General features: G+C 66.1%; 19 protein-coding genes and 1 tRNA gene. 8 read left to right on the top strand and 12 right to left on the bottom strand.

All coding sequences use genetic code 11. The annotated features are described in order from the left end of the window. Nucleotides 1–1610: 1610 nt before the first annotated feature. The gene (locus ACYVAN_RS09660; protein WP_460957913.1) at nucleotides 1611–2660 is read left to right on the top strand and encodes a type III secretion system chaperone family protein; all 1050 of its coding nucleotides are present in this window, start codon (nucleotides 1611–1613) and stop codon (nucleotides 2658–2660) included. A gap of 98 nt (nucleotides 2661–2758) precedes the next feature. Next, a complete protein-coding gene (locus ACYVAN_RS09665; RefSeq protein ID WP_460957915.1) occupies nucleotides 2759–3172 on the top strand; it encodes a hypothetical protein in 414 nt (137 codons plus the stop codon). A gap of 308 nt (nucleotides 3173–3480) precedes the next feature. Here ACYVAN_RS09665 and ACYVAN_RS09670 read toward each other — a convergent pair whose 3' ends face one another. The 4 genes from ACYVAN_RS09670 to ACYVAN_RS09685 all read right to left on the bottom strand — a co-directional run bounded on the left by ACYVAN_RS09670 (nucleotide 3481) and on the right by ACYVAN_RS09685 (nucleotide 8202). Continuing rightward, the gene (locus ACYVAN_RS09670) at nucleotides 3481–3813 is read right to left on the bottom strand and encodes a tyrosine-type recombinase/integrase (RefSeq protein WP_460957917.1); all 333 of its coding nucleotides are present in this window, start codon (nucleotides 3811–3813) and stop codon (nucleotides 3481–3483) included. After that, nucleotides 3810–4403 (bottom strand): tyrosine-type recombinase/integrase, encoded by a 594-nt coding sequence (locus ACYVAN_RS09675; protein WP_460957919.1) that lies wholly within the window; start codon nucleotides 4401–4403, stop codon nucleotides 3810–3812. Before ACYVAN_RS09675 ends, ACYVAN_RS09670 begins: the two co-directional genes overlap by 4 nt. 931 nt (nucleotides 4404–5334) lie before the next feature. Beyond that, on the bottom strand, nucleotides 5335–6315 hold the full coding sequence (locus ACYVAN_RS09680) for a sporulation protein (protein ID WP_460957921.1): 981 nt from the start codon (nucleotides 6313–6315) through the stop codon (nucleotides 5335–5337). Nucleotides 6316–6795: 480 nt separating this feature from the next. Further along, nucleotides 6796–8202, bottom strand: coding sequence for an LCP family protein (locus tag ACYVAN_RS09685; protein WP_460957924.1), 1407 nt, complete (start codon nucleotides 8200–8202; stop codon nucleotides 6796–6798). Between the two features lie 394 nt (nucleotides 8203–8596). On the opposite strand from ACYVAN_RS09685, the gene ACYVAN_RS09690 reads away from it, so the two are divergent. Beyond that, nucleotides 8597–9250, top strand: coding sequence for a DedA family protein (locus ACYVAN_RS09690; protein ID WP_460957926.1), 654 nt, complete (start codon nucleotides 8597–8599; stop codon nucleotides 9248–9250). Nucleotides 9251–9499: 249 nt separating this feature from the next. Here ACYVAN_RS09690 and ACYVAN_RS09695 read toward each other — a convergent pair whose 3' ends face one another. The 4 genes from ACYVAN_RS09695 to ACYVAN_RS09710 form a co-directional block, all read right to left on the bottom strand. Then, nucleotides 9500–10546 (bottom strand): hemolysin family protein, encoded by a 1047-nt coding sequence (locus ACYVAN_RS09695; RefSeq protein WP_460957928.1) that lies wholly within the window; start codon nucleotides 10544–10546, stop codon nucleotides 9500–9502. Next, complete coding sequence (locus ACYVAN_RS09700; protein WP_460957929.1) at nucleotides 10546–11886, bottom strand: hemolysin family protein; 1341 nt, start codon at nucleotides 11884–11886, stop codon at nucleotides 10546–10548. The genes ACYVAN_RS09695 and ACYVAN_RS09700 overlap by 1 nt, the downstream gene beginning before the upstream one ends. Nucleotides 11887–12433: 547 nt before the next feature. Beyond that, nucleotides 12434–12518: transfer RNA gene (locus ACYVAN_RS09705), tRNA-Ser, on the bottom strand. Between the two features lie 47 nt (nucleotides 12519–12565). Then, nucleotides 12566–13045, bottom strand: a complete 480-nt coding sequence (locus ACYVAN_RS09710) for a MarR family winged helix-turn-helix transcriptional regulator (protein WP_460957931.1) — start codon at nucleotides 13043–13045, stop codon at nucleotides 12566–12568. A gap of 82 nt (nucleotides 13046–13127) precedes the next feature. Between ACYVAN_RS09710 and ACYVAN_RS09715 the strand changes: the two genes are divergently transcribed. Then, complete coding sequence (locus ACYVAN_RS09715) at nucleotides 13128–14129, top strand: ABC transporter ATP-binding protein (RefSeq protein ID WP_460957933.1); 1002 nt, start codon at nucleotides 13128–13130, stop codon at nucleotides 14127–14129. 5 nt (nucleotides 14130–14134) lie between these two features. Further along, entirely contained in the window at nucleotides 14135–14896 is a 762-nt protein-coding gene (locus ACYVAN_RS09720) for an ABC transporter permease (RefSeq protein ID WP_460958711.1), read from the top strand. Between the two features lie 69 nt (nucleotides 14897–14965). Here ACYVAN_RS09720 and ACYVAN_RS09725 read toward each other — a convergent pair whose 3' ends face one another. From ACYVAN_RS09725 to ACYVAN_RS09735, 3 genes are all read right to left on the bottom strand, one after another. After that, nucleotides 14966–16168 (bottom strand): endonuclease/exonuclease/phosphatase family protein, encoded by a 1203-nt coding sequence (locus ACYVAN_RS09725; protein ID WP_460957935.1) that lies wholly within the window; start codon nucleotides 16166–16168, stop codon nucleotides 14966–14968. Nucleotides 16169–16221: 53 nt separating this feature from the next. Continuing rightward, complete coding sequence (locus tag ACYVAN_RS09730; protein WP_460957937.1) at nucleotides 16222–16914, bottom strand: GNAT family N-acetyltransferase; 693 nt, start codon at nucleotides 16912–16914, stop codon at nucleotides 16222–16224. Between the two features lie 115 nt (nucleotides 16915–17029). After that, nucleotides 17030–18571: a M28 family metallopeptidase gene (locus ACYVAN_RS09735; RefSeq protein WP_460957939.1), complete on the bottom strand. Its 1542-nt coding sequence runs from the start codon at nucleotides 18569–18571 to the stop codon at nucleotides 17030–17032. 222 nt (nucleotides 18572–18793) lie between these two features. On the opposite strand from ACYVAN_RS09735, the gene ACYVAN_RS09740 reads away from it, so the two are divergent. Beyond that, complete coding sequence (locus tag ACYVAN_RS09740; RefSeq protein ID WP_460957941.1) at nucleotides 18794–19774, top strand: NAD(P)H-quinone oxidoreductase; 981 nt, start codon at nucleotides 18794–18796, stop codon at nucleotides 19772–19774. Between the two features lie 94 nt (nucleotides 19775–19868). On the opposite strand, the gene ACYVAN_RS09745 is transcribed toward ACYVAN_RS09740, so the two are convergent. Next, nucleotides 19869–21068 carry a cysteine desulfurase-like protein gene (locus ACYVAN_RS09745; protein ID WP_460957943.1) on the bottom strand — a complete coding sequence of 400 codons (1200 nt, stop codon included), beginning with the start codon at nucleotides 21066–21068 and terminating at the stop codon, nucleotides 19869–19871. 99 nt (nucleotides 21069–21167) lie between these two features. Here ACYVAN_RS09745 and ACYVAN_RS09750 point away from each other — a divergent pair, with 99 nt between their 5' ends. Beyond that, nucleotides 21168–21698, top strand: coding sequence for a bacterial proteasome activator family protein (locus tag ACYVAN_RS09750; RefSeq protein ID WP_460957945.1), 531 nt, complete (start codon nucleotides 21168–21170; stop codon nucleotides 21696–21698). A 245-nt stretch (nucleotides 21699–21943) separates the two neighbouring features. Next, nucleotides 21944–22795, top strand: coding sequence for a galactan export ABC transporter permease subunit Wzm/RfbD (gene wzm / locus ACYVAN_RS09755; protein WP_460957947.1), 852 nt, complete (start codon nucleotides 21944–21946; stop codon nucleotides 22793–22795).

Below are 22795 nucleotides of genomic sequence, written 5' to 3' on the forward strand. Positions count from 1 at the left end.
CGGCGTGTAGTGCAACGTTTCCGATCGCCGGGCGCCTGAGAGCTTCGACTATGAGCTCTTCCCGCAGGACGACGAGCTCAGCAAGTTCGACGTTTCGGCACCACCGCGTGTCCTGGCCGTACCGGGACGCCACCTCGTACACCGTGCGCTCTCCACACACTGGAGATCACGCAACCAGCGGTATAGAGTCGTCGCCCGTCCCCGGCAGATAGCCGCTGCCGGGGACGTCCATCTTGTTGCGCCCTGCACTGGGAACTTCTCGAAGCGCCGGCATCTGCAACGTCGGCCGGTCCATCCGATGACGCCCGCCGCCCCCGCCTGCTGCCTCGATCACCACGGTTGGGACCAATGCCAACCCCGCCACAACGCGGTACTCCGATCGCACTGGCGCCCCCATGGCGTACAAGCATGGTTCACACGCGCTCGTCCCATGCTTTTTCGCCAGTAGATCTGGCCCGTCCAGCTCCACAGGAAACCGAATAACGTGTCCGCACGCTGCCAACCGGAAATCACTATCGACCCTGTCGACAACATGTCGCCGGGATTCGTGCTCGCCCACCGCCCATGTCAGCATTACCAGCTCCTCAGGGCGGCTCATTATTTTCCCGAACCACCCACCTCTTCTCTCCTGTTCTCGTACGGCTGCTCCTCTTCCCATGGAGCCCATGCCAAAATCCCTAGAATCAACACAAAAGAGGCCGAAAGAAGCAAGATACCCACCGTTTCCATTTATCCTCCCGCGTATTCGATTCACTGCTCGACTTGTGGACGCGCACGCTTGCTCGCAAGAGCGGCCCGTGCAGTGCACTGCATGCATGGCATGCCTCCCACGTCGATTCGCTCAGCTTGATCAAGCCGCATGCGCACTCCGCACAGCATGCGGAGAAGCGCACCAGGCAACTCCTCGACTGCGTAGTGCACGACCCGCTGTGACTCACCGACCACGCCAACCCGGTAGCGGACACGCATCAGCGCAGCCCCACCCGACGTCGACGTAGGCGCGCCACATGGAGCTCGCGAATGCGGCGCCTCTCAGCGCGTAGCCGAGTCGAGCGGCCATACAGCTCTTCACCTACCGAGCCCGGGAAAGGCCCCAGAACGCTGAGCAACTTGACCATGCACCAACGATCTCCAGCGAGGGAGAGGAGACCCATACGGATTGCGGGTCATCACGGGTCAGATAAAGACAGATCATTAACTGACACGCCGCAGCCACATCGATACACTGCGTATCGATCAGGAAGGAAGTGCCTGTGGCAGAGCCAAATTCGTCGCTCCGCGCCGCACGTGAGGCGACAGCTTCGCGCCACATCCCTGGCGAGTGCATGTCTCGGTCAGAGCTCGCCGACGAGGTAAATCGCTACCTGTTCACCACAACGCGTCAGGCCTACGACCTCGACCGACACCAAATCGCACGCTACGAGCGTGGCGAGGTCCAATGGCCGCGTGCCCCATACCGCTCCGGACTCCGAGCCGTACTCGGAGTCGAGCGTGATGCGGACCTAGGATTTACGCCGCGTAAGCAACGGAAACCTCCACGCCCTGTCGCAAGTACCGAACACGTCTCTGGGGGGTGGCATCCTGCTGATGTTCTTGCTGCCACCGAGGAAATGACGAGGCAGGACGTGACCCTCTCTCGACGTGAAGCACTCACCGGTGCTTCGGCAATCGCCGTTGGCGTAGCCCTCACTGATCCCTTGCAACGCTGGCTCTTGCCAACCGGTTCTGCAGGGAGCGGTTCGTCAACATTGAGCGAAGATGAACTTTCCGGCTGGGAAGAGATCGCGACGCAGTTCCGCACGTGGACAAGGACTCCAGCTGGCCATCTCACTCGGAAGGCTGTGATTGGCCAACTCAACGACGTCAGCGACCGGTTGGAGGATATTTCCGATGGGCCGCGGGCCCAGCGCGGATTTCTGGTCGGCGCAGAGTTCGCCGAGATCGCCGGAGCTATGTCGTGGGACCTTGGCCTGCACCGCTCAGCTCAGCGGTACTACACGCTGGCGATCCAGTTCGCAAAGGTAGCCGGGGACGATGGCTTCGCTGGGGTCACCCTCGCAGCCCTCGCGCGGCAATGCTTTGACCTCGACAAGCCGGATGACGGACTGGAGTTGGTACAGCTGGCCCAGTACGGAACCCGTAAGTCCGCCGGGTCGACCTTACGATCGATGCTTGCCACCCGAGAAGCATGGTCCTATGCCCAGTGCGGACAAATTCAGCCTTTTCACCGTGCGGTCGGTCTCGCCGAGGGTCATTTCGCCGACGGTCAACCAACCGAGGCGGACAGGTGGGTGACCGGCTTCGACTTGGCAGAGCTGTATGGAGTGATCGGAGCGCGCTACCGTGATCTTGCTCGACATGAAGCCGACCAAGCCCGTAAGGCCCAGGACTACATCGGCCGCGCGCTTCAGCTTCGACCCCCCTCCCACACGCGCAACCGTGCCTTTGACCTGATCGGTCTCGCGCGCGCACACCTGATCACAGCCGAGCCCGACCGTGCATGTGAACTTATCGAGGAGGTGCTGCCGCTGGCCCACCACTGGGCGTCAGGACGGGTGGGTGCGAAGCTTCGCGACTTTCATCGCGAAACAGAGCCGTTCGCTACAGCGCGGGGCGTGAAGCAGACGCGAGAAGCGGTACGTGATCTGATCGAGGTCTGAGGCACTCGCCGCACGGAAGGATCGTCGCGTTGTCACGTATCGGAGTTACAGGGCATTCCAACCTCAGCACGGCGAGCATCCCGCTGGTGCGTGATACTTTGACCGCCGAGTTCGCCAGCTACACCGACGACCGAATTGTCGGCGTGAGCTGCCTGGCTCGTGGTGCTGACCAGGTGTTCGCCCACGCCGTACTCGACTGCGGGGGCAGCCTTGAGGTGGTCCTCCCTGCACGGGACTACCGCGAACGCAAGGTCAAGCCGGACAATCTCGCCGAGTTCGACGAGCTCATCGGCAGGGCAACCAGCGTCCATACGATGTCGTTCGCCGAGTCGAACCGAGAGGCCTACATGGCCGCGAGCGAGCATGTCCTCGAGACCGTCGACAGCATGATCGCCGTATGGGATGGCCAGCCATCCGGTGGCCACGGCGGCACCGCTGATGTTGTCGAGGCTGCCCGCCAGCGCGACCTGCCGGTCACCGTGGTGTGGCCGAAACGCGCCACCCGCGACTGAAACTGCCGGTAGATCAAAAACACGAGCCACGCTGACGTGCGCGTGCGCTCCTGAGCGCCAGCGCTGAGAAATGCGCCTTGCGTGCTGGCTCCGCCCGCTTGGCTCGCTCCTCGGGCGGCAGGAGACCGCCCGGGTCGACCTGGCGCTCGAATCTGTCATGAGCCGCTCGCCGCGCCGCCGCGGTGCGTGCGGCGCGATTCTCGGTGTTCGCCCACGAAGCCATGTGCGGCGATCTTCGCGCGAAGGGTGCGCTGAACTGGAGTCATAGCCACGCCCGCCAGTACAGCGCACCCGTGTCACCTCGAGTGCTACACGCGATCTCCGAGCTTCAGGGCGCGTGCCGCTGCATGCGCGCGGGCATCGGCTGCGCTCGCGCCGTAGCGGCTGAGCATCTCGCGGGACTTCCACCCCATGATCCGCATCAGGTCGTTCTCATTGCCTCCCTCTGCCTGCCAGTGGTGCGCGAGGGCGTGCCGGAACATGTGCGGGTGGATATGGCCAGTACCAGCCTCGCGGCCGCGACGAATGAGCATCGCTTTGATCCCGTTGTGCGTGAGCGGTCCCTGCCCCGTGGAGCCGAGCCAGAGGGCGGACAGCGAGGCTTGAGACTGGCGATTCCGCACCCGAAGGTAGCGGCTCACGCCTGGCCGGTCTTGGCTCCGATGGGGATCGCCCTGGATCGCCGCCCCTTACCTCGCACGAGGATCGCCTCAGTGTCGAGATCGACGTCATCCACGTCGAGGTAGCTCACTTCGGCGCGCCGACCGCCGGTATCCCACAAGACGCGGAGGATCGCCGCATCCCGCCGGTCAGCGAAGTCCTTGCCTTTGCACACCTCGAGCAACGCCCGCATCTGCTCGATTGTGACGATCGGGACCTGCTTTTCGGGGACTTGAGGCGCTCGGGTGCGCTCCATCGGTGAACGATCCAGCTCTTCCTCGTCCACCAGCCATTTGAAAAACGTGCGCAAGCTCCGGTAGTGATTGTGCGCGTTTCCTGCGGTCCTCCGGTCCAGAAGATTCCGCATGTACTCACGGATGTTCTGGGCGTCGATCGTGGTCGGCTCAGCTGGCTCCGACTGACTACTCGCCCAGTCCCCGAGCTGCCTGACGCAATGCAGGTAGATGCGCACGGTGTTGGGCGACTTGTTGTCGGCTTCCAGGGAGCGACGCCACTCCCGTGCAAGGGTTCCCCACTCACCGGGCGCGTAGGTGTACGACGGCGCTTTCATGATCTCCATCCTGGTGTCGAAATGTCACCAGGCGAATGCACTGAGAGCGCTGTGCTCGCTCAACTGTGCACTGTCAAGATCACTTCCCAGCACCGTTCGTGCTGGTCAGAACCTATACAGCGGAAGCGGCGGGATTCGAACCCGCGGTGCCTTTCGGCAGGCTCGCTTTCAAGATCTGCGGCTGGCCATACGGCACGGTTCGCGCAGCTCCTGAAAGCTGGTCAGCGAGCCCTACCGCACGCCGGTGAACACCGCTGAACGGTGCTGAAAGAGACCAGGACTGAGACCATCACGACCAGCATTGAACGCGTTCGCGATCACCTTCGAAGACAGTATTATCCCCACCAACGACCAGTAACCACCCGCACCGCGGTTACACCGTTCTCTGGCAATCCCACGCCGGCTGCGGAGCTCGTGCCATGTTTGCAGGCACGTGTCGAAGTGGGATGCGCGATGCTCGCTGCGGACACGGGGGCCTGTCAATGAGCACAGCGCGAGGGCTAACAGCGAAGGACCGGCCCGGTAAGCTGGCATGGATGGGGCCGATCTCGCTGTGCGCGGGCCTTCTCAGCTGGATAATGCCCGGCAGTGGAGTGGTCATCGCATTGGTCGCCGTGGCCTATGGTGTTGTTTCGGTACAGACGAGAGGTCCGTATCGGGTCGACGGGACCGCGATCGCCGGGATGGGTGTGGGCAGCCTGCAGGTTGCCTTCTCGCTTTTGTTGCTCACGATGACAGCGAGCGGCCACTAGCGGGTCAGCGCTGCAGGTGTTGCAGAGCGATGCCGACGATCACGGCGTCAAAAGCAGTTCCACTCACCGCTTCGCCCTGGACTGCTTCTACGCCCTTGAACTTGTCGTGACTGACACCGGCATATTGTGGCGCAGGGGCGCCGGGAACGATCCCAGCGCCCAGCTGCCTGCTGCTGCGATCAGCCCTCTTCTTCGTCGCCTTCGAAGACTTCCTCGATCATCTCGCCAGCGACCATGCCGCCGAGGACCCCGGCGCCTGCGCCGAGCGCGGCGCCGGCAACCATGCCGCCCATGCCAGGCCCGCGTTGCTCGTGCTCGTCGTGGTGACCATGGCCGTAGTCGTGGTGGTGCCCGTATCCGCCGCCTACGGGGTCGCCCATCGAGCCGCGCTGCTCGATGACCTGTTCCAGCCAACCGTGGATGCGCCCGGCCCAGTCGGTGCTCCGGGCTTCCTCGTGGCTGACGTGGAAGCGGCCGAATGCCTCCTGGTCCGGGGTGAAGAGCCCGCCGCGCTTGTCGGCTTCCAGAATCACGTCCAACCCCTCTGGGTTGGAGACGAAGGTCAGCTCGACGTCGTTGACGCGCCCGTCGTACTGCGGCGGCGGGGAGAACTCCAGTTCCTGGAAGAACGGGAGTTCTTGGTGGACGCCGTGAAGGTGTCCGTGTTCCAGGTCGGCGTTCTTGAAGTGGAAGCCGAGCTGAGAGAACGCCTCCAGAACCCGTTTTTGGGAAGGCAGCGGCTCAACCGCGACGGGGTCGAGGTCACCCTTGTCCGCGACCTTGGCGATGGCCAGTTCGGTGCGCACGCCGAGGGTCATGCCGGGCAGGTGTTGGCCGTCGACGCTGATTATCGGCGTTTCCCACGGCATCGGCAGCTCGAACGGGATCGTTGTGTTCTCCCCTTCGCCAAGCCGGAACCGCTCGCGGACCATGGCGCGGTGGAACTCCGCTCCGGTTTGACCCTCGTCATCATCGTGCTCGGTCTCGACGCCGGTCACCAGACCGAGCACGACGTGCTCGATGGTCACCTGCTGCGAGCCCCCGGTGATTCGGACTTCACCGTTCAGGGTCTCGCCCGGACTCACGTGCGGATTATGGAGCACCGTGTCCACCGAGGGGCCTCCGATGCCGAGCGCCCCGAGCAACTTCTTCAAGACCATTGAATTTTCTCTTCCTTCTCTTATTGTCGTCCATTGATTGCTCTGGGTAGTGCCGAGTGGGTCGGGTGTCGTGCGGCTCCTCGGTCGTATCGGAATGTCAGCGGAGTCCGGCCCACCCGGAGCAAGTCCGAGAGCTACAGGGGGTCCGCGAAGTAGGTAAGACGCTCGGGAGTGGTCGACCGATCGCGGTTGTTGCGGCGCGAATGGCGCCGAGGGATGAGACTCACCGGCCAGCCCTATCGCGCCCCTCCCGCGGTGAGCGGCGCGGAAACCACTTCGATGATCATCGCCCATGTCCATAGCAACGGAACACTAGATCAACAGGTTCCTGGCAAACACCCCAAAGACGATGCTCACCACAACATCACCCGGTCGTCCGGAACAGAGCCTGCTTGGATACCGCCCACTGCAAGTGGCGTCAGCGGCCGAGTTCGACAGCCGCATTGTGGTGCGAACCCCGAGGAACCCTTGGCCGTTTGGCTAGTTGATGCACGGGATGCCGTCGGCGGTGATGGCGTCTTCGCTGGGTGCGGGTGGGGTGGGTGCTTGCTGGCGCTGCACACCATCGAGCCGAACCTGTCCCGATGGGGCGAAACTTTGCTTGCCGGGGCCGTTGTAATCGTCGGCGAGTAGTACGTCGATGTGGCCGTCCCGTAGGTCCTGGTCACTGCGCACGGGCAGTCCGTCGAGTTGCTCAGCGACGTAGCGGGCGATCTCGCCATGGCCGGGGGCATATGCCACGCGTGAGGTGCGGCGTGGATCCGCGTTGTCCGCAGCCCCGGTGGGAACGTCCTCGGAGGCGAGTTCGTCGAGGACACTGGAGGCGAGACCACTGGTGTCGGTGGTGTTGCGGACGTCGACGCTGACCGCTTGAAGTCCTGCGGGCTCGGGTGGCTGGGGCGGCAATCCCTTGTTAACCCGCTGAATGGTTTCTTGCACCGTATCCGGGTCAACTTGTACGGCTTCACCATCGGGAGTGTCGTAGGCCGGGTTTTCCACCGGAATGGTGTCGAAGGCGATATTGCCGCCAGCCAAACCCTGCATTTGCTGGGCGAACGTCAGTACGTCCCAGTCCTGGTCGAGAACCACGGCTTTTTGCAGCGAGTCGAAGAGCCCGTTGAGCTTGCTCGGGGAAGCGAGCGTGCCGGTGGACAGCATCGATCGGGCGAGTCCGGCGAGGAATGCTTGTTGGCGAACCACGCGGTCAAGGTCGCCTCGGGGCAGACCATGCCGCTGCCGCACGAACGCGAGCGCATCCGACCCTGAGATCGACTGCCGGCCGGCGGGAAAGTCCGCTCCCGAGTAGGGGTCATTGACAGGTTCTTTCAGGCAGACCTCGACGCCGCCGACCGCCTTGGTGAGCTGGTGAAATCCGAGAAGGTTCACCTCCGCGTAGTGATCGATGCCCACACCGGTGAGCTCTTCGACCGTCTGCAGCAGCAATTTGCGTCCTGACTCGGACGACCGGCGTTCGAGCTCGGCCGGATCCGTCACGCCTTGATCCTGCAGCTCGTCGGTGGCTTCAGACTTGCCTCGCCCGAACGCCGAATTGATCTTATGCTCACCATAACCACCCGGGATCGCCGTGTAGGTGTCCCGAGGCAGCGAGTACGCCACCGCACGCGACCGGTCCTTCGGAATGTGCAGCAAGATCAAGGTGTCGGTCAGGTTCGCTTCGTTGTCACCAGCGCCGAGCCGTTCCAGAACGTCCTCGGGGAGTGGATTGCCTTGGGCATCCGTGCGGCTGTCCATACCGACGAGCAGGACATCGAGGGAACCATCAGCACTCGCACCGGCGGTGATATTACTGGTGGACAAGCCACTCTGAAGGTCGCCGAGGGTCATCCATCCGTACCCGGTCAGCGAGAGCACGATCGCCGAGGCCACGGCGACGGCACTCCGGGCGGTGGCCCGCCACGCTCGTGGCCGAGTGGGCTGCGGCAGTGGCGCGGGAGGCGCGGCAGGGATCGGAGCAGTGCGCTCGAAGTCGTCGGCTCGCCGATATGACCTGGGCGTGTTGTGCCTCTGCGGTCGCTGATGTGGTCCCATCCGGTCGCCTCGACCCACGACTGACTCCTCATTTGCACGCGGTGTCTCGGTGGCGGGCGGCCCGCCGGCGGCAAGGTTACGCATCATCCGATTCAGCCGTTTCACCCGTTCCGCTACTGCCCGGTTCGGCACCGGACCTGGATGTACCGTCGAGAAGGTCACGGATGGCGACCGGGCGCGGGCGTGCTAAAGAGGAGGCTGTGAGGTGAGCATCGGCGAGCCACTGTCGGCGTTGGCGCAACTGCCGTTTCCGGTGGTCATCGCGGCCGCGGGCGGGCTGACGCTTGCGGAATGCACCATCGGCCTCGGTTTCGTCGTCCCGGGCGAGAGCGGCCTGATCATCGCCGCTGCCAGCGTCACGAACGCCACGATGTTCGTGATCATGGTCGGTGTTGTCGCTGCCTGCGCCACCATCGGCGACACCATCGGATACTGGCTCGGCCACCGCTTCGGACACCGGCTCCGTGAAACACGCCTCGTCGCCAAGATCGGTCGTCAACACTGGGACCGCGCCGCCGACCTGTTGCACAGACACGGCGCCGGCGCAGTATTCGCGGGCCGATTCCTCCCGGTCGTGCGCACACTGACCCCGGCCGCCGCCGGGGCCTCGGACCTCGAATTCAAACGGTTCCTGCCCGCCTCGGCACTCGGGGCGCTGTGCTGGTCTGCGCTGCACGTGGGCATCGGCGCCAGCGCCGGTGCCTCGGCCCGCTACATCGAAGACATCCTCGGCCGCGCAAGCTGGGTCGTTCTCGCTGCCGTTATCGTTGTGGCGGCCGTGATCATACTGTGGCGACACCTGCGCAAACGCACTCCCGCCGAGCCGCCAACTACCGACACACAGTCACGGTTAGACGTGGCACGCAGATCCGGAACCCGACGTTAGCCAGCAGCTCCAGGTGAACTCGGTCGACAGCGATGGCGGGGTAGCTCGTCAGCACACCGCAGGCTGGTGCGATCGGCGTGGGGGCCAGTCTGTTCGAGGACCACCTTCTTGCAATGGCTGTCTTGAAATGGCTGTGCTCTGGCCCGTCCCATTCCGGTTCCGACGGATGCCGGCCAGTTGCCAGAAAGCGCGAGCGAGGTAGTGAGGGGCTGGGCGCGGTGGATTCCACCGCGCCCAGCTTCCGTGACGTCAGCGACGACGAGCCGTGGTGCGTTGGGCGGCGTCGCGGATTTCGCCGACGAGTTCCTCCAGGACGTCCTCCAATGCCACGACACCCAACCGGGCGCCATCGGCATCGACGACCTGAGCCAGGTGAGCGCCCCGCTGTCGCATCTGCCCCAGGGCGAGATGCAGGGGATCGGTGGGGCGCAGCGTGGCCAGCGTTCGCAGCCACTTGGCCGCGATGGGCCGGGTGCGGTTGTCCTGATCGTCCTCGAGCACATCCTTCAAGTGCAGATAGCCGAGCGGTTTCCCGTCTCCATCGGTGACAGGGAAACGTGAGAACCCGGTTTGTGCCGCACGAACCTCCACCTGCGCCGGAGTTATGCCTTCCGGCACGGTGACCAACACGTCTGCAGGGATGAGCACCGAGCTCACCGTGCGTTCGGGAAACGACAGCGCACCCACCAGCAGCTCATGCTCGTGGGCGTCCAGGAGCCCCTCCTGACGGGACTCCGCTACCAGTGCGGAAACCTCTTCATGCGTGTAGGTCGAGGCGACTTCGTCCTTGGGCTGGACCTTGAACAGACGCAGGATGCTGTTGGTAACCCAGTTCAACGCGGTGATCGCGGGCTTGAGCACCCACACGATCCCCCACAGAACCGGGCCCAGGATCAAAGCGGCGCGATCAGGACCGGCCAGCGCGAGGTTCTTGGGCACCATCTCCCCGAGCACCATGTGCAGGAACACCACGATCACCAACGCGACTGCGAATGCGATCGGATGCAACAGCGCCTCCGGCACTCCGAGCGCGGCAAACGGCACCTCCAGCAGATGTGCCACCGCCGGTTCGCCGACCGCACCCAACCCCAGAGAGCACAGGGTGATGCCCAGCTGCGCGCCGGCCATCATCAGCGACACCCGCTCCATCGCCCGCAACGTGGTCTGCGCGATCTTCGACCCCGCCTCAGCCTTGGGTTCGATCTGGGTGCGCCGCGCGGAAATCAATGCGAACTCCGCACCCACGAAAAACGCGTTGCCGATCAGCAGAAGGATCGCGATCAGGATCCCGCCCATCACTCCTGCCCCCCAGTGTCCGCGTCCGAAGACGACGACTCGACGACATCGAGCTCAACACGGTCGACCCGGAATCCGTCCATGCGCTGCACCGTCAACACCAGAGTCCGATCCCCCACAGACAGCTCGACGCGGTCGCCTTCGACCGGAATGCGTTTCAGCTCGTGGTTGACCAACCCGCCCACGGTGTCATAGTCGTGATCTGCCGGGAGTTCGATCCCCGTCAGTTCGGCGACCTCATCCGGGCGCAGCAGTCCTGACAACCACCACACCCCGTCATCGCGACGGTGTGCTTTGGAAGTGGCGCGGTCGTGTTCGTCCGTGATCTCTCCGACGATCTCCTCAACGAGATCCTCAAGCGTGACCACACCGGCGGTGCCGCCGTATTCATCGGCCACGATCGCCAATTGCAAGCCCTCCCGGCGCAGCAGCGCCAGCAGATCGTCAAGCTCCACCGATTCGGGCACCAGCACCGAGGGCGACATCACCTCGGCCACCGTCCGCTGGCCGCGTTTATCGATCGGCACGCTGACCGCCTGCTTGAGATGCACGATCCCAACCGGATCATCCACGCCCTCACCGAAGACCGGAAAGCGGGAATGACCGGTCCGGCGAGCCAGCGCGACCACTTCGGCACCCGGCGTGTCCGGGTGCACCGCCCGGACGCGCCGGCGTGGGGTCATCACCTCCGCGGCGGTCTTCTCACCGAACGCGATCGATCGAGTCAGCAGCCGGGCCGTCTGCTGGTCCAGCGTGCCCCGCTCGCCGGAGCGTTCCACCAGCGAAGCCAGCTCGTACGGTGACCGCGCCGAGGCGAGCTCCTCCTGCGGCTGCACCCCGACCCGGCGAAGCAGCCCGTTCGCGGCGCCATTGAGAAACCGGATCAACGGCTTCGACGCCGTGGTGAATCCACGTTGCGCACCCGATACGGACTTGGCCACGCCCAGCGGACGGGCGATCGCCAGGCTCTTCGGCACCAACTCACCGGCCACCATCTGAAACACCGTCGCCGCCACGAACGCCATCGTGAACGACACCGGCGCCGCAGCCGCCCCGAGCCCGAACCCCTCCAACGGGCCACGCAAAATCGTGGCCAGCGACGGCTCCGCGATAAATCCCACGACCAGGCTGGTGACCGTGATCCCCAGTTGCGCTCCGGACAGCTGCGTGGACAACGACGTCAACGCCGCCAGCACGCCGCGGGCCCGCCGTCCCCCAGCCTCGGCCTCGCGCTCCACTGTGGCCCGATCCACCGTCACCAGGCTGAACTCGGCCGCCACGAACAACGCGTTCGCCGCCACCAACAACACGGCGACGAACAACAGAACCCACTCGATCACACAACACCCCCGGTCGGGTTCACAAACCGGAGGTCGCCACTACTATCAGATTCGTCGTCCATGCCCATACCAACGAAACTCTAGAGCACCCAGTTCCAGACAAAGAACCCAATACGGGTGACCAATACGACAGTCGCGCTAGGAAGAATTCGTCCTAGCGTCACAGAAATCCCTGCGATCGGGCTGCATAACGCTGGCCGCCCACGAACGACATGAAGACAGTTCCTCACCACTCCATTCCGCGTGATCCGTGCGCGGGTTCAACGGTGCACCGGTCGAAGTGGTGAAGACGTGGTCGCTCGCGCCCCAGAGCTGTCCGGCCGCACGCTTCTCCGTCTCTTGCTCCACCTACCCTGGTGGTGTCGGCGGGCTGCCGTGGCAGTCGCCGAACCAGCGCCACCGAGTGATCGAGACGACGATAACGGGACAGCCGGAGCATCAGCTCCGGTCACCTGACGAGGTCGATTGCAACCAGAATTGCAACCGCTCCAGCATGACGCCGATTCATGGCAACGCCGTGAACCGGCGTCATGCCTGCTCATCGAAGCGGAAGCGGCGGGATTCGAACCCGCGGTGCCTTTCGGCACGCTCGCTTTCAAGGCGAGTGCATTCGGCCGCTCTGCCACGCTTCCAAGCCGCAGCGTATCCAACCACGCGGCAGTCCGAGCAGCGGGGGTTTTCAGCCTTCGAGGCTGCGCAAGCGGTCGGTGATGCGCTCGAAAACCATGCCGAGCATGCGTTGTTCATCGGGTTCGAGCAGGTCGATCAAGTGCTCCCGCACCCCGGCCACGTGGGTGGGAGCGGCGTTCTCCAGCAGTTCGGCCCCCTTGCTGGTGAGCATCGCGAGCACACCGCGCCTGTCGTCCGGGCATTCGACGCGCCGAACCAGCTCCTCGCCCTCCAACCGCCGCACCTGATGGGAAACACGGCTCTTCGAGTGGGCGACGCTCTGCGCGAGCTCGCTCATGCGCAGCTGCCAACCGGGCTGTTCGGACAGCTGGACGAGGATCTCGTAGTCGGCGATGGACACCCCGTGCGCGTTCTGGAGCTCACGGCTGAGCCGATGCTCCAGCAGGGCACTGCCCACGATGTAGGAACGCCACGCGGCCATCTCCTCGACGTTCAGCCATTCCGTCCGCCCCTCACGCACTCCAACCACCCGATCAGGCTATCGCGCGTCCTCGGGCGCGGGTGCTCGCAAATTCACTCCCCACAGGTGTCCGTATCCCTAGGGTGGCGGTGTGACCGATTCCCCAGCTTCGAGCGTCGTGGTGACCGACCTGGTGAAGCGTTACCCGAAGAGTCGCGCCAACGCCGTCGACAGGATCAGCTTCGACGTGCACGCCGGGGAAGTGTTCGGCCTTCTCGGCCCGAACGGCGCCGGGAAGACGACCACGGTCGGCGTTCTCACCACCCGCGTCCTGCCCACCAGCGGCACGGCCACCGTCGGCGGGGTCGACGTACGCGCCGATCCGGTGGCCGCCCGGCGCAAGGTGGCCGTCGTGCCGCAGCGGGTCAATCTCGATCGCGCGCTCAACGCCCGCCAGAACCTGCTCTTCCACGCCACCTACCACGGAGTGCCCGGCAAGCGGCGGAAGCGAGACGCCGACGAGCTGCTCGACACGCTCGGCCTGGCGGACAAGGCGAAGGCCCAGGTCGACGACCTCTCCGGCGGGCAGGCCCAGCGGCTCATGATCGCGCGGGCCCTGATGCACCGCCCGGAGGTGCTCTTCCTCGACGAACCGTCCACCGGACTCGACCCGCAAGCCAGGCTGTTCGTCCACGACCGCATCCGAGACCTCCGTTCCGAAGGCATCACCGTCGTGCTGACCACCCACGACATGGACGAAGCCGAGAAGCTGTCCGACCGGGTCGGAATCGTCGACCACGGCGCCCTGCTGACGCTGGACACCCCGCAGGCGCTGATCAAGTCGCTGCCCGGCAACGGCACCGTCGACGTGACGGTCGGCCCGGACGACGAGTCGGGGACGGCGCAACGCGCGGACGACGAGGTCGGCGCCGCGATCCTGTCCGAACTGGACTCGGTGGAGCGAGTCGAGCGGCTCGACCCCGATGGCGGGCGGGCCAAGCTGCGGCTCTACGTGGGTGAGGAGCCTTCGGTCGTGCTCGGCCCGGTCGTCCGAACCCTGCACGAACACGGTGTGGGGGTCAGCGACGTGTCGTTGGGGACGGCGAGCCTGGAAGACGTGTTCATCGACCTCACCGGGAGGGATCTGCGTTGAGTTCCGTGCGCGCGTTCGGCGCCGTGCTGCGGCGGGACGTCTTCGTCACCGGGCGGGAACTGCCCACCTTCCTCGCCCAGGTCCTGGTGCAGCCGGTGGCGCTGCTGTTCATCTTCGGCAAGATCCTCACCGAGCTCGGCTACACCCAACCCGGCTACGCGCAGATCCTGCTGCCCGGCATGATCGCGCTCAACGCGTTCCTCGTCGCACTGCAGAACACGTCGTTTCCGCTGGTCATCGACTTTTCCTACACGCGCGAGATCGAGGATCGGCTCCTCGCGCCGCTGCCGATCAGCTGGGTGGCGGTGGAGAAGATGTTCTTCGGCGCTCTCCGCGGGGTGATCGCGGCGCTGCTGATGATCCCGATCGGCATGTGGATGCTCGGGGAGATCGACTGGGCCTTCGAGGGGATGCCGCTGGCCGTGCTCTGCCTGCTGCTCGGGTCGTTCACCGGGGCGGCGGTGGGGCTGACGGTCGGTGCCGCCGTGCCACCTCGGCGGATCAACATCGTGTTCTCCGTGATCCTCGCCCCGGTGATGTTCACCGGGGCGACGCAGTTCCCGTGGGCGCAGCTCGATCACCTGCGCTGGTTCCAGGTGCTGTGCGCCACCAATCCGCTCACCTACGTCAGCGAAGGGCTGCGCGGAGCCCTGCTGCCGGACATCCCGCACATGGCGACGTGGGTGTGCGTGCTCGCGCTGGTGGGAACCAGCCTCGGTTTCGGCGCGCTCGGCACGTGGCTCTTCCTCCGCCGAGCGCTGGACTGAGCGTTGCCGGCCGAGGTCGTCCGCCGAACCAACCACCCGAGCGGCGCCGCTCCGCGCCGGTTCGTGCCTTCACCGTCCCGCGAGGTCGACCCACGTCAGGTGGTGGTCGGAAGCGGCGTTCAGCCGGGCGAGGTCGTTGTCCTCGGTTGGCCAGAACACGCCGGAGCCGGTGGGTGTGAGTGGCAGTGACGGCAGCACGTAGTCGACCCGCAGGTTGCCCGGGGCCTCGTCGCCGAAATCGGCGGTGTCGAGGTACGGCGAGCCGTGGTGTTCGTCGTTGGCTCCGCCCTGGGTGATCGCGGCTTCCACGCCGCCCGGGCTGCCCGGCAACGGATCGACGACCCGGTGCGCGAATCTGATCTGGTCGACAGCTCCGTCGACGCTGTCGCCGTCGAGCGGGTCCGCGTTCTGGTCGCCCGCGATGACGAACGGCGCGCCCGGTTCCAGCCCACCGCGACGACCGGTGTCGTCGTAGATGTGGTCGCTTCCGGACGGGTCCACGTAGTCGGCCCAGAAGCGGATCTCGTCGTGGTTGCGCAGGCCGTTGCGGTCCTCGGGCCCGTCGAAGTTCGGGGGTGTCGGATGTGCGGCCAGCAGGTGCACGGTTCGACCGCCGATCTCGATGGGCAGGTCCCAGTGCGACTTGGACGAGAGCCGCACCCGTTCGAGTTCCTCGGGCGAGTACCAGTCGGCGGGTTCGGGCGTCGCCGGATCGTCCGGCAGCAGCGCGCCGGGCATGTCGGCCCACCGGAATCGTTGGAACGTCCGCACCTCGCCCACCGCGATCGGGTGCTTCGAGAGCACCACCATCCCGTACTGGCCGGGAAAGGCCCCGAACCCGTGAGCGTCGCCGCTGCCCCCGACGGTGCCGTCGTTGTCGAGGTCCATGCCGGAGGGAACTCCGGTGTTGACCGGCGCCGCGTAGGCGTAGGGGTAGTCGATCGGTTCGGCGCCGCGTTGGCCGACCGCGAGGTAGTTGTCCCGGAACGCGTCCACCGCCGCGTTGGCGGGCACGTGGTCGAACTCGTTGAGCAGCAGCACGTCCGGCCGGTTGCGTTGCACGACCTCGGCGACCGCGCGGGCCTGCTCATCGTCCGGTGTGGACAGATTCGCGAGCAGTTCGCCTTCAGCGGCCCGGTTCAGCGAGGCGTTGAACGTGGCGAAGCGGACCGGATCACGTTCCGGCGGATCCGGCGCGGCGACCGCCGTGGGCCCGGCGAGCAGCAGAGCAGCCGCGGCGATCCCGCTCAGTCGCAGGGAACGCGGCCGCATCGAACCTGGCCGCATCGAATCTCGTCGCACCGAACCTGATCGCACCGAACGTGTCAGCACCGGGCCCCTCCGTCCACGTTTCCGTTCGCACCGCCGCTCCCCGCGCGGTTCAGGAGTAGTGGCTCGCAGTCCGCCAGTCCGGACACCTCCGGCCGCCATTCCGGGCGGTGCGCCGCGAACGCCTCCCGCGTGAGCAGCAGCCGGTTCAGCCGCACGCACTCACCTCGCCGTACCAGACGTTCGGTTCCGTCGGCCACGTAGCCGAGCCGGTCGCTGATCGCGAGGGACGCCGTGTTGTCGGCGAAGGCACCCGATCTCGCCTGCGTCGCACCGAGGTGGTCGAACGCGAGCATGAGCACCGCAGCCCGCATCTCGGTGCCGTACCCGCGGCCCTGGTGGCGCATCCCCAGCCAGGATCCGCTGTTCACCTCCCCGAGGGTGGCGAAGTTCTCCGCGCTGATCTGCTGCGCCCCAATGACGTGGCCGCCCGCTCGGACCAGGAAGTTCACCCGCCAGGAATCCGGCGCGATCTCCGCGCGCTGCTTCCAGTGGAACCGCAGCACGTTCGCACCGAGTTGGTCGTCGGGGACGTCCGTCCAGGGTTCCGTGAATGGCATCTGATCCTTCGGGTGTATCCCTCGACGGGCTTCCCCGGCGAGTTCGAGCAACCCCGCGTCGTCGTCCGGCCGGAGTTCGAGCCTCGGCGTCCGGACGATGAGGTTCCACAACGGCCACGGATGGTTCATGGGTCAAGATTGACGAGCGGCGGGCCCGGCCGCATCCCCTTTTCGGCGGACACCCCGCGAACCCGCGCGGAGGTTCCGGCGCGGACCCGGTCGGCCCGCGCCGGAACCCCGTGCCTCACGCCTCGTCGCGCGGGCAGTCGTGCACGCCCTCGGCGTGCGCGGGCTTGGCCGTCGACAGGCTTTGCACGGCCATCGCGCTCTCCTGCGAACGCAGCTCGGCACGCTGTTCCCGAGTCCGCATTCCGTTGACCTCTTCGGTGCTCTCGGCGTAGGAACCGATCACCGAAGCCAGCGCGCGGGTGTTGTTGCCCAGCGCGTTCAGGTCGATGTTGCTCAGGTCGTCCTCGGGCGTGTGGTAGTTCGGGTCGAACGGGATACCCGCGGTGCCACCCCACTTGGCGACCTGCTCTTCGGTCTTGATGGCGTCGCCACCGGTGAACAGGCCACCAGCCGGGATGCCGACCGAGATGAATTCGCCGTAGTCGGAACGGCCGTTGAAGTCTGTCCCTTCGATCTCGACGCCCTGCTCGTTGATCGCCTTGACGAAGGCCTGCTCGATCTGCGCCGAACCGTGCGGTCCGGGCCCCGCACCCTCGCCGTCGGAGTCGTCACCGTCGTAGGCGAAGTAGCCGGCGTTCGGCGATCCGATCATGTCGAAGTTCAGGTACATCGCGATGTCGAGCTGTTCCTCGAAGCTCAACCCCTGCACGTACTTGGTCGAACCGACCAGGCCGGACTCCTCGGCACCCCAGAAGGCGAACCGGACGGCGTTGTTGGTGTCCGGACTGCCGCCCATGCGCAGAGCGCTTTCGAGCAGGCCCGCGCTTCCGCTGCCGTTGTCGTTGATGCCCGCACCGTCGGGAACGCTGTCGAGGTGCGCACCGGCCATCACGACGTTGTCGGCGCGGCCGGTCTTGGTCTGGGCGACGACGTTGCGGGTCGTGACGTTCTCCAGCCGGGACTGGATGTCGAGGTGCACCTCGGCACCTTCCTGCCCGGCGAGCGATTCACCGGTCTGCTTGCTCACGCCCGCGGTGGGGATCCGCGCGTCATCCGGGTCGCCCAGGGTTCCGTTGAGATCGCCGTCCACGTTGTTGTAGATGATCGCCGCGTCGGCCCCGAGATCACCCGCGACCTGCTGCTTCTGCGCGAAGGTGCAGGAACCGCGTTGGATGAGGACGGTCGTGCCGGTGATGTCCGTGCCGTCGTAGTCGGCGGCCTCGCAGCCCGGCGTGTCGTCGACCGGTGCTACCGAAAGCGGTGCCGTCAGCCCGCCGTCGGGTGTCGCAGGCGAGTACTCGAAGGCATCGCCTTCGGTGTCCGAGCCGTTCACGGTGAGGCCGAACGAGTCCAGGTAGTAGGCCTCGTAGGTGAATTCCGGAGTGGTGACGTCGAATCCCGCGTGGCGCAGCTTGTTCGCCACGTAGTCGACGCTGGCCTCGTAGCCCGGATGCCCGGATGCGCGGTTGCCACCGTTCTGGTCGGCAATGCGCTGCAACGCGATCAGGTGGCGATTTACCGAGTGGGCGGTGATGTTCTCACCGAGGTCGGCCGGCCCCTTCGGCGCTGCGGACGCGGGCGCGACGGTGAACGCAACCGCCGCACACGCGAAAAGCGCGGAGACCGCACGCCCGGATCTGATGGTTCGAAAACTCATCATGCTCCCCGATTCAGGTGGGTATTTGTCCGACAGCTTTGATAGTTCCTCCCATAGAAGTCAAGGTTTCACCGCAAACGGTTAGAACTCAGGAATCAATTACCAGTTTTCCCGTGCTATCAGCGCAGTTCCGCACCGATACCGAACGCCTCGAAGTCTCGGGCAGTGGGACCTGGGCCGCCAGCGCGGCGGGACTCCGACCGGGTGATTACGGTCGAAGTCATGTACGCGATCAGCATCCGTGAGCCGGGGACACCGGACGTTCTGGAATGGACCGAGCAGCCCGACCCCCGCCCGGGGCCGGGCGAGGTGCTCGTCGACGTCGCCGCAGCCGGCGTGAACCGGGCCGATCTGGTGCAACGCCAGGGCGCCTACCCACCACCGCCCGGAGCCAGCGAGATCGTCGGGCTCGAATGCTCGGGCACCATCGCCGAACTCGGCGACGGAGTATCGGGGTGGCAGGTCGGCGACGAGGTCTGCGCCCTGCTCGCCGGCGGCGGTTACGCCGAACGAGTCGTGGTGCCGGCCGCGCAGGTGCTGCCGGTACCCGCCGGGGTCGATCTCGTCGACGCCGCCGGACTCCCCGAAGTCACCTGCACCGTGTGGTCGAACGTGATCATGGAAGCCGGGTTGCGGCCGGGGCAGCTGCTCCTGGTGCACGGCGGTTCCGGCGGCATCGGAACCTGCGCCATCCAGATCGGCACCGCGATGGGCGCCCGGGTGGCGGCCACGGCCGGTTCGCCCGAGAACCTCCAGCTGTGCCGCGATCTGGGAGCCGAGGTCGCGATCAGCTACCGGGACGAGGACTTCGTCGAGGTGGTCAAGGAACTCGGCGGGGCGAACGTCATCCTCGACAACATGGGCGCGTCCTACCTGGATCGGAACCTCTCGGCGCTCGCGCCGGACGGTCACCTGGCCATCATCGGCATGCAGGGCGGGCGCAAGAGCGAACTCGACATGGGCAAGATGCTGGTCAAGCGACTCCGGTTGTCGCTGCTGGGGCTGCGCGGTCGTCCGGTAGAAGGCCCGAACGGCAAGGGCGCCATCGTCTCGGACGTCCGGGAACGCCTCTGGCCGCTGGTGGAGTCCGGCGAGGTCGGTCCGCGCATCCACGCCCGCGTTCCGATGAACGAGGCTGCACGGGCCCACGAGATGCTCGAATCGGGCGGCGTGCAGGGCAAGGTTCTGCTGCCGACCCCCTGATTCCACACCCGAGCCGACCCTGCCGGCCCGACTTCCCGGCATCGGTGCGCCCGCCGGTGCCGGGGAGCGCGGCCGGGCGTGGGTTCGGCCCGGTTCAACCCAGTTCGGCCAGGGCGCGGATCAGCTGCTCGGTTTCGCCCGCGTTCGTGTAGTGGGCGAGTCCGACCCGGACAGCACCGCCGACCTCGCCGACGCCGAGCACCGAGAACACGCCGAATTCCCCCGGGTCGGCGAACGCGCACACCCCGCGGTCGGCCAGGTGCTCGATGAGGTCGACGGCCTCGACCCCTTCCACAGTGAACGCCAGTGACGGCACGCGGTGCACCGCACTCCCGAGCAGCATCACGTGCGGCAGTTGCCGCAGCCCGTTGGTGAGGTTCGCCAGCAGACTCGCGTGGTATGCCTGCACCGAACCCATCGACGTCAGCAGCCGTTGCCTGCGGGGTCCGGTCGCTGCCGGGTCCAATCCCGCAAGGTGGTCCACAGAGGACACCAGGCCGGCGAGCAACGGGTACGGGTGTGCGCCGAGTTCCAGTCGCTCGGGGCCACGCGCGTGCTGTTCCAAGGCGACCGACGGCAACTTCTCGATCATCGCGGGGTTCCGAAACACCAGCGCGCCCACCGGCGGACCTCCCCAGGCGAACGCGTTCACCGCCACCACATCGGCCCCCATCGACGTGATGTCCAACGGCACGAACGGCGCGGCGGACGAAGCGTCGACCACGACCAAGGCCCCGTGCTCGGCGGCCACCGCCGAGGCCGCCGCCACGTCCGGTCGGGTTCCCACCGCTCCCGAGGCCGCCGTCAACGCCACCACTTTCGTGTGCGGGGTGACCAGCTCCCGGTACTGCCAGCCGGGAAGCTCACAGGTCTCGATGTCGACCTCTGCCCACTGGACACCGACGCCGGCGCGCCGGGCGGCTCGCTCCCACGGCAGCACGTTGCTCGGGTGGTCCAAGCGGGAAACGATCACATCGCCGTCGGCCGTCCAACCGTCGCCGAGCACGTCGGCCAGCCGTTGCAGGAGCACGCCGGAACCGGGCCCGAGCACCACACCGGCCGGGTCCGCGCCCACCAGGTCGGCAACCGCTCGACGGGCAGCGCCCACGATCGCCTCGGCGCGCTGGGAAGCCGGGAAGATTCCTCCCCGCCCCGAAACCGGCGCGCGCAACGCGGTGGACACCGCTGTCGCGACCTGTTCGGGCACCTGCATTCCCGCCGGGGCGTCCAAGTGCGCCCACCCGTCGCCCAGGGCCGGGAACGAGTCCCGCACCGCAACGACGTCGAACGCCATGACCACACCGTAGAGAGAACGACGACCGTCCGACCCATTGGGTGCCGGACCTCACGAATTGACTGGCCGAATCGTCCCGGAACAGGTCAATATGGGGATATGCACCAGAGCGATCACGATCAGAGCGGGGTAGGGCAGCGGGTCCTGGTGGTCGGCGAGGACGGCAACCCGGTCGGAGCCGCGGTGGGAGCCGAACGTGGCGAGGACGTGGGCGGTCTGGTGGAGCAGCCCGCCAAGGTCATGCGCATCGGCACCATGATCAAGCAGCTGCTGGAGGAAGTACGCGCGGCTCCGCTCGACGAACCGAGCCGCAGCCACCTCAAGAAGATCCACCAGTCCTCGATCAAGGAACTCGAACAGGGCCTCGCGCCGGAGCTGATCGAGGAGCTGGAGCGGCTGTCGCTACCGTTCGCCCAGGAGGAGACGCCGTCGGAGGGCGAGCTGCGGATCGCCCAGGCTCAACTGGTCGGCTGGCTCGAAGGGCTTTTCCACGGCATGCAGACCGCCCTGTTCGCGCAGCAGATGGCGGCCAGGCAGCAGCTGGAGCAGATGCGTCGCGGGCTGCCCGCCGGCGGCCACCAGGAGGAGGACACCGGTCAGCAGAAGGGCGGCACCGGCCAGTACCTCTAGCGCTGCCCGAGCGAGTGGGCGGGGCGGCGAGCCGAGCCCGGCCGTGCCACCCGCCCAGCGGCCGTTGCGCGGGGCCGTGGACGTGTACGCGTCCGTGATGCCGGTTTCCCCGGAACCCCCACGGCGCCTGCCTGCACGGACCCGAGGTGTGACTCCTCGGCGGAACCATCGGCGTCAACAGCACTTCTCGAGTGGGTGACGCCCGCAACCAACCCGGGTACGGACGGTCGGTAGTCTTGCGCACCGTGCAGGCCACGAGCACCCAAGAGCGCCCTCCCGCGCCGCCCTCGACCTCGTCACGGACTTGGCGCAAGGCGTTTAACGACCTCTCCCAGGGCTTCCGGCAACGGCAGCTCTGGGCCCACCTCGGCTGGCAGGACATCAAGCAGCGCTACCGGCGTTCCGTCCTGGGACCGCTGTGGATCACCATCAGCATGGGTGTCACCGCAGCAGGCCTCGGCCTCATGTACGCAACGATCTTCGGACAGAATCCGGCGGATTACGTCCCGTACATGACCGTCGGCTTCATCATCTGGTACTTCATCCAGGGCTGCTTGACCGCTGGTACCGGGGTCTTCATCCAGAACGAGGGGTTGCTCAAGCAGCTTCCCGCCCCCATCACGGTCCACGTGCTACGGACGGTGTGGCGAGAGTTCCTGCTCTTCCTTCACAACGTGGTGATCTACCTGGCCATCCTGGTCATCTTCCAGCCAGAAGTGAGCTGGACGATCATCACGGTCTTCCCGGCGCTGCTACTGCTCCTCCTCAACGGCGGCTGGGTCGTGCTGCTGTTCGGGGTCGCCAGCACCCGCTTCCGCGACATCCCGCCAGTGGTCAACAGCTTCATGCAGCTGCTGTTCTTCATGTCGCCGATCGTCTGGCCGGTCGAGGTTCTGGAACAGAACGCCGGTCCTCGTGCCTGGCTGGCCCAGATCAACCCGATCTACCACTTCGTCGACATCGTGCGAGCGCCGCTACTGGGGGAAGAGCAGAGCCTCCACCACTGGTTGATCGTCCTTGGCATCACCGTCGGCGGCTGGTTTCTGACCTTGATTATCATGCGCAACTACCGTGCCCGTGTCTCGTACTGGGTCTAA

This window comes from Parasphingorhabdus pacifica (genome assembly GCF_054779195.1).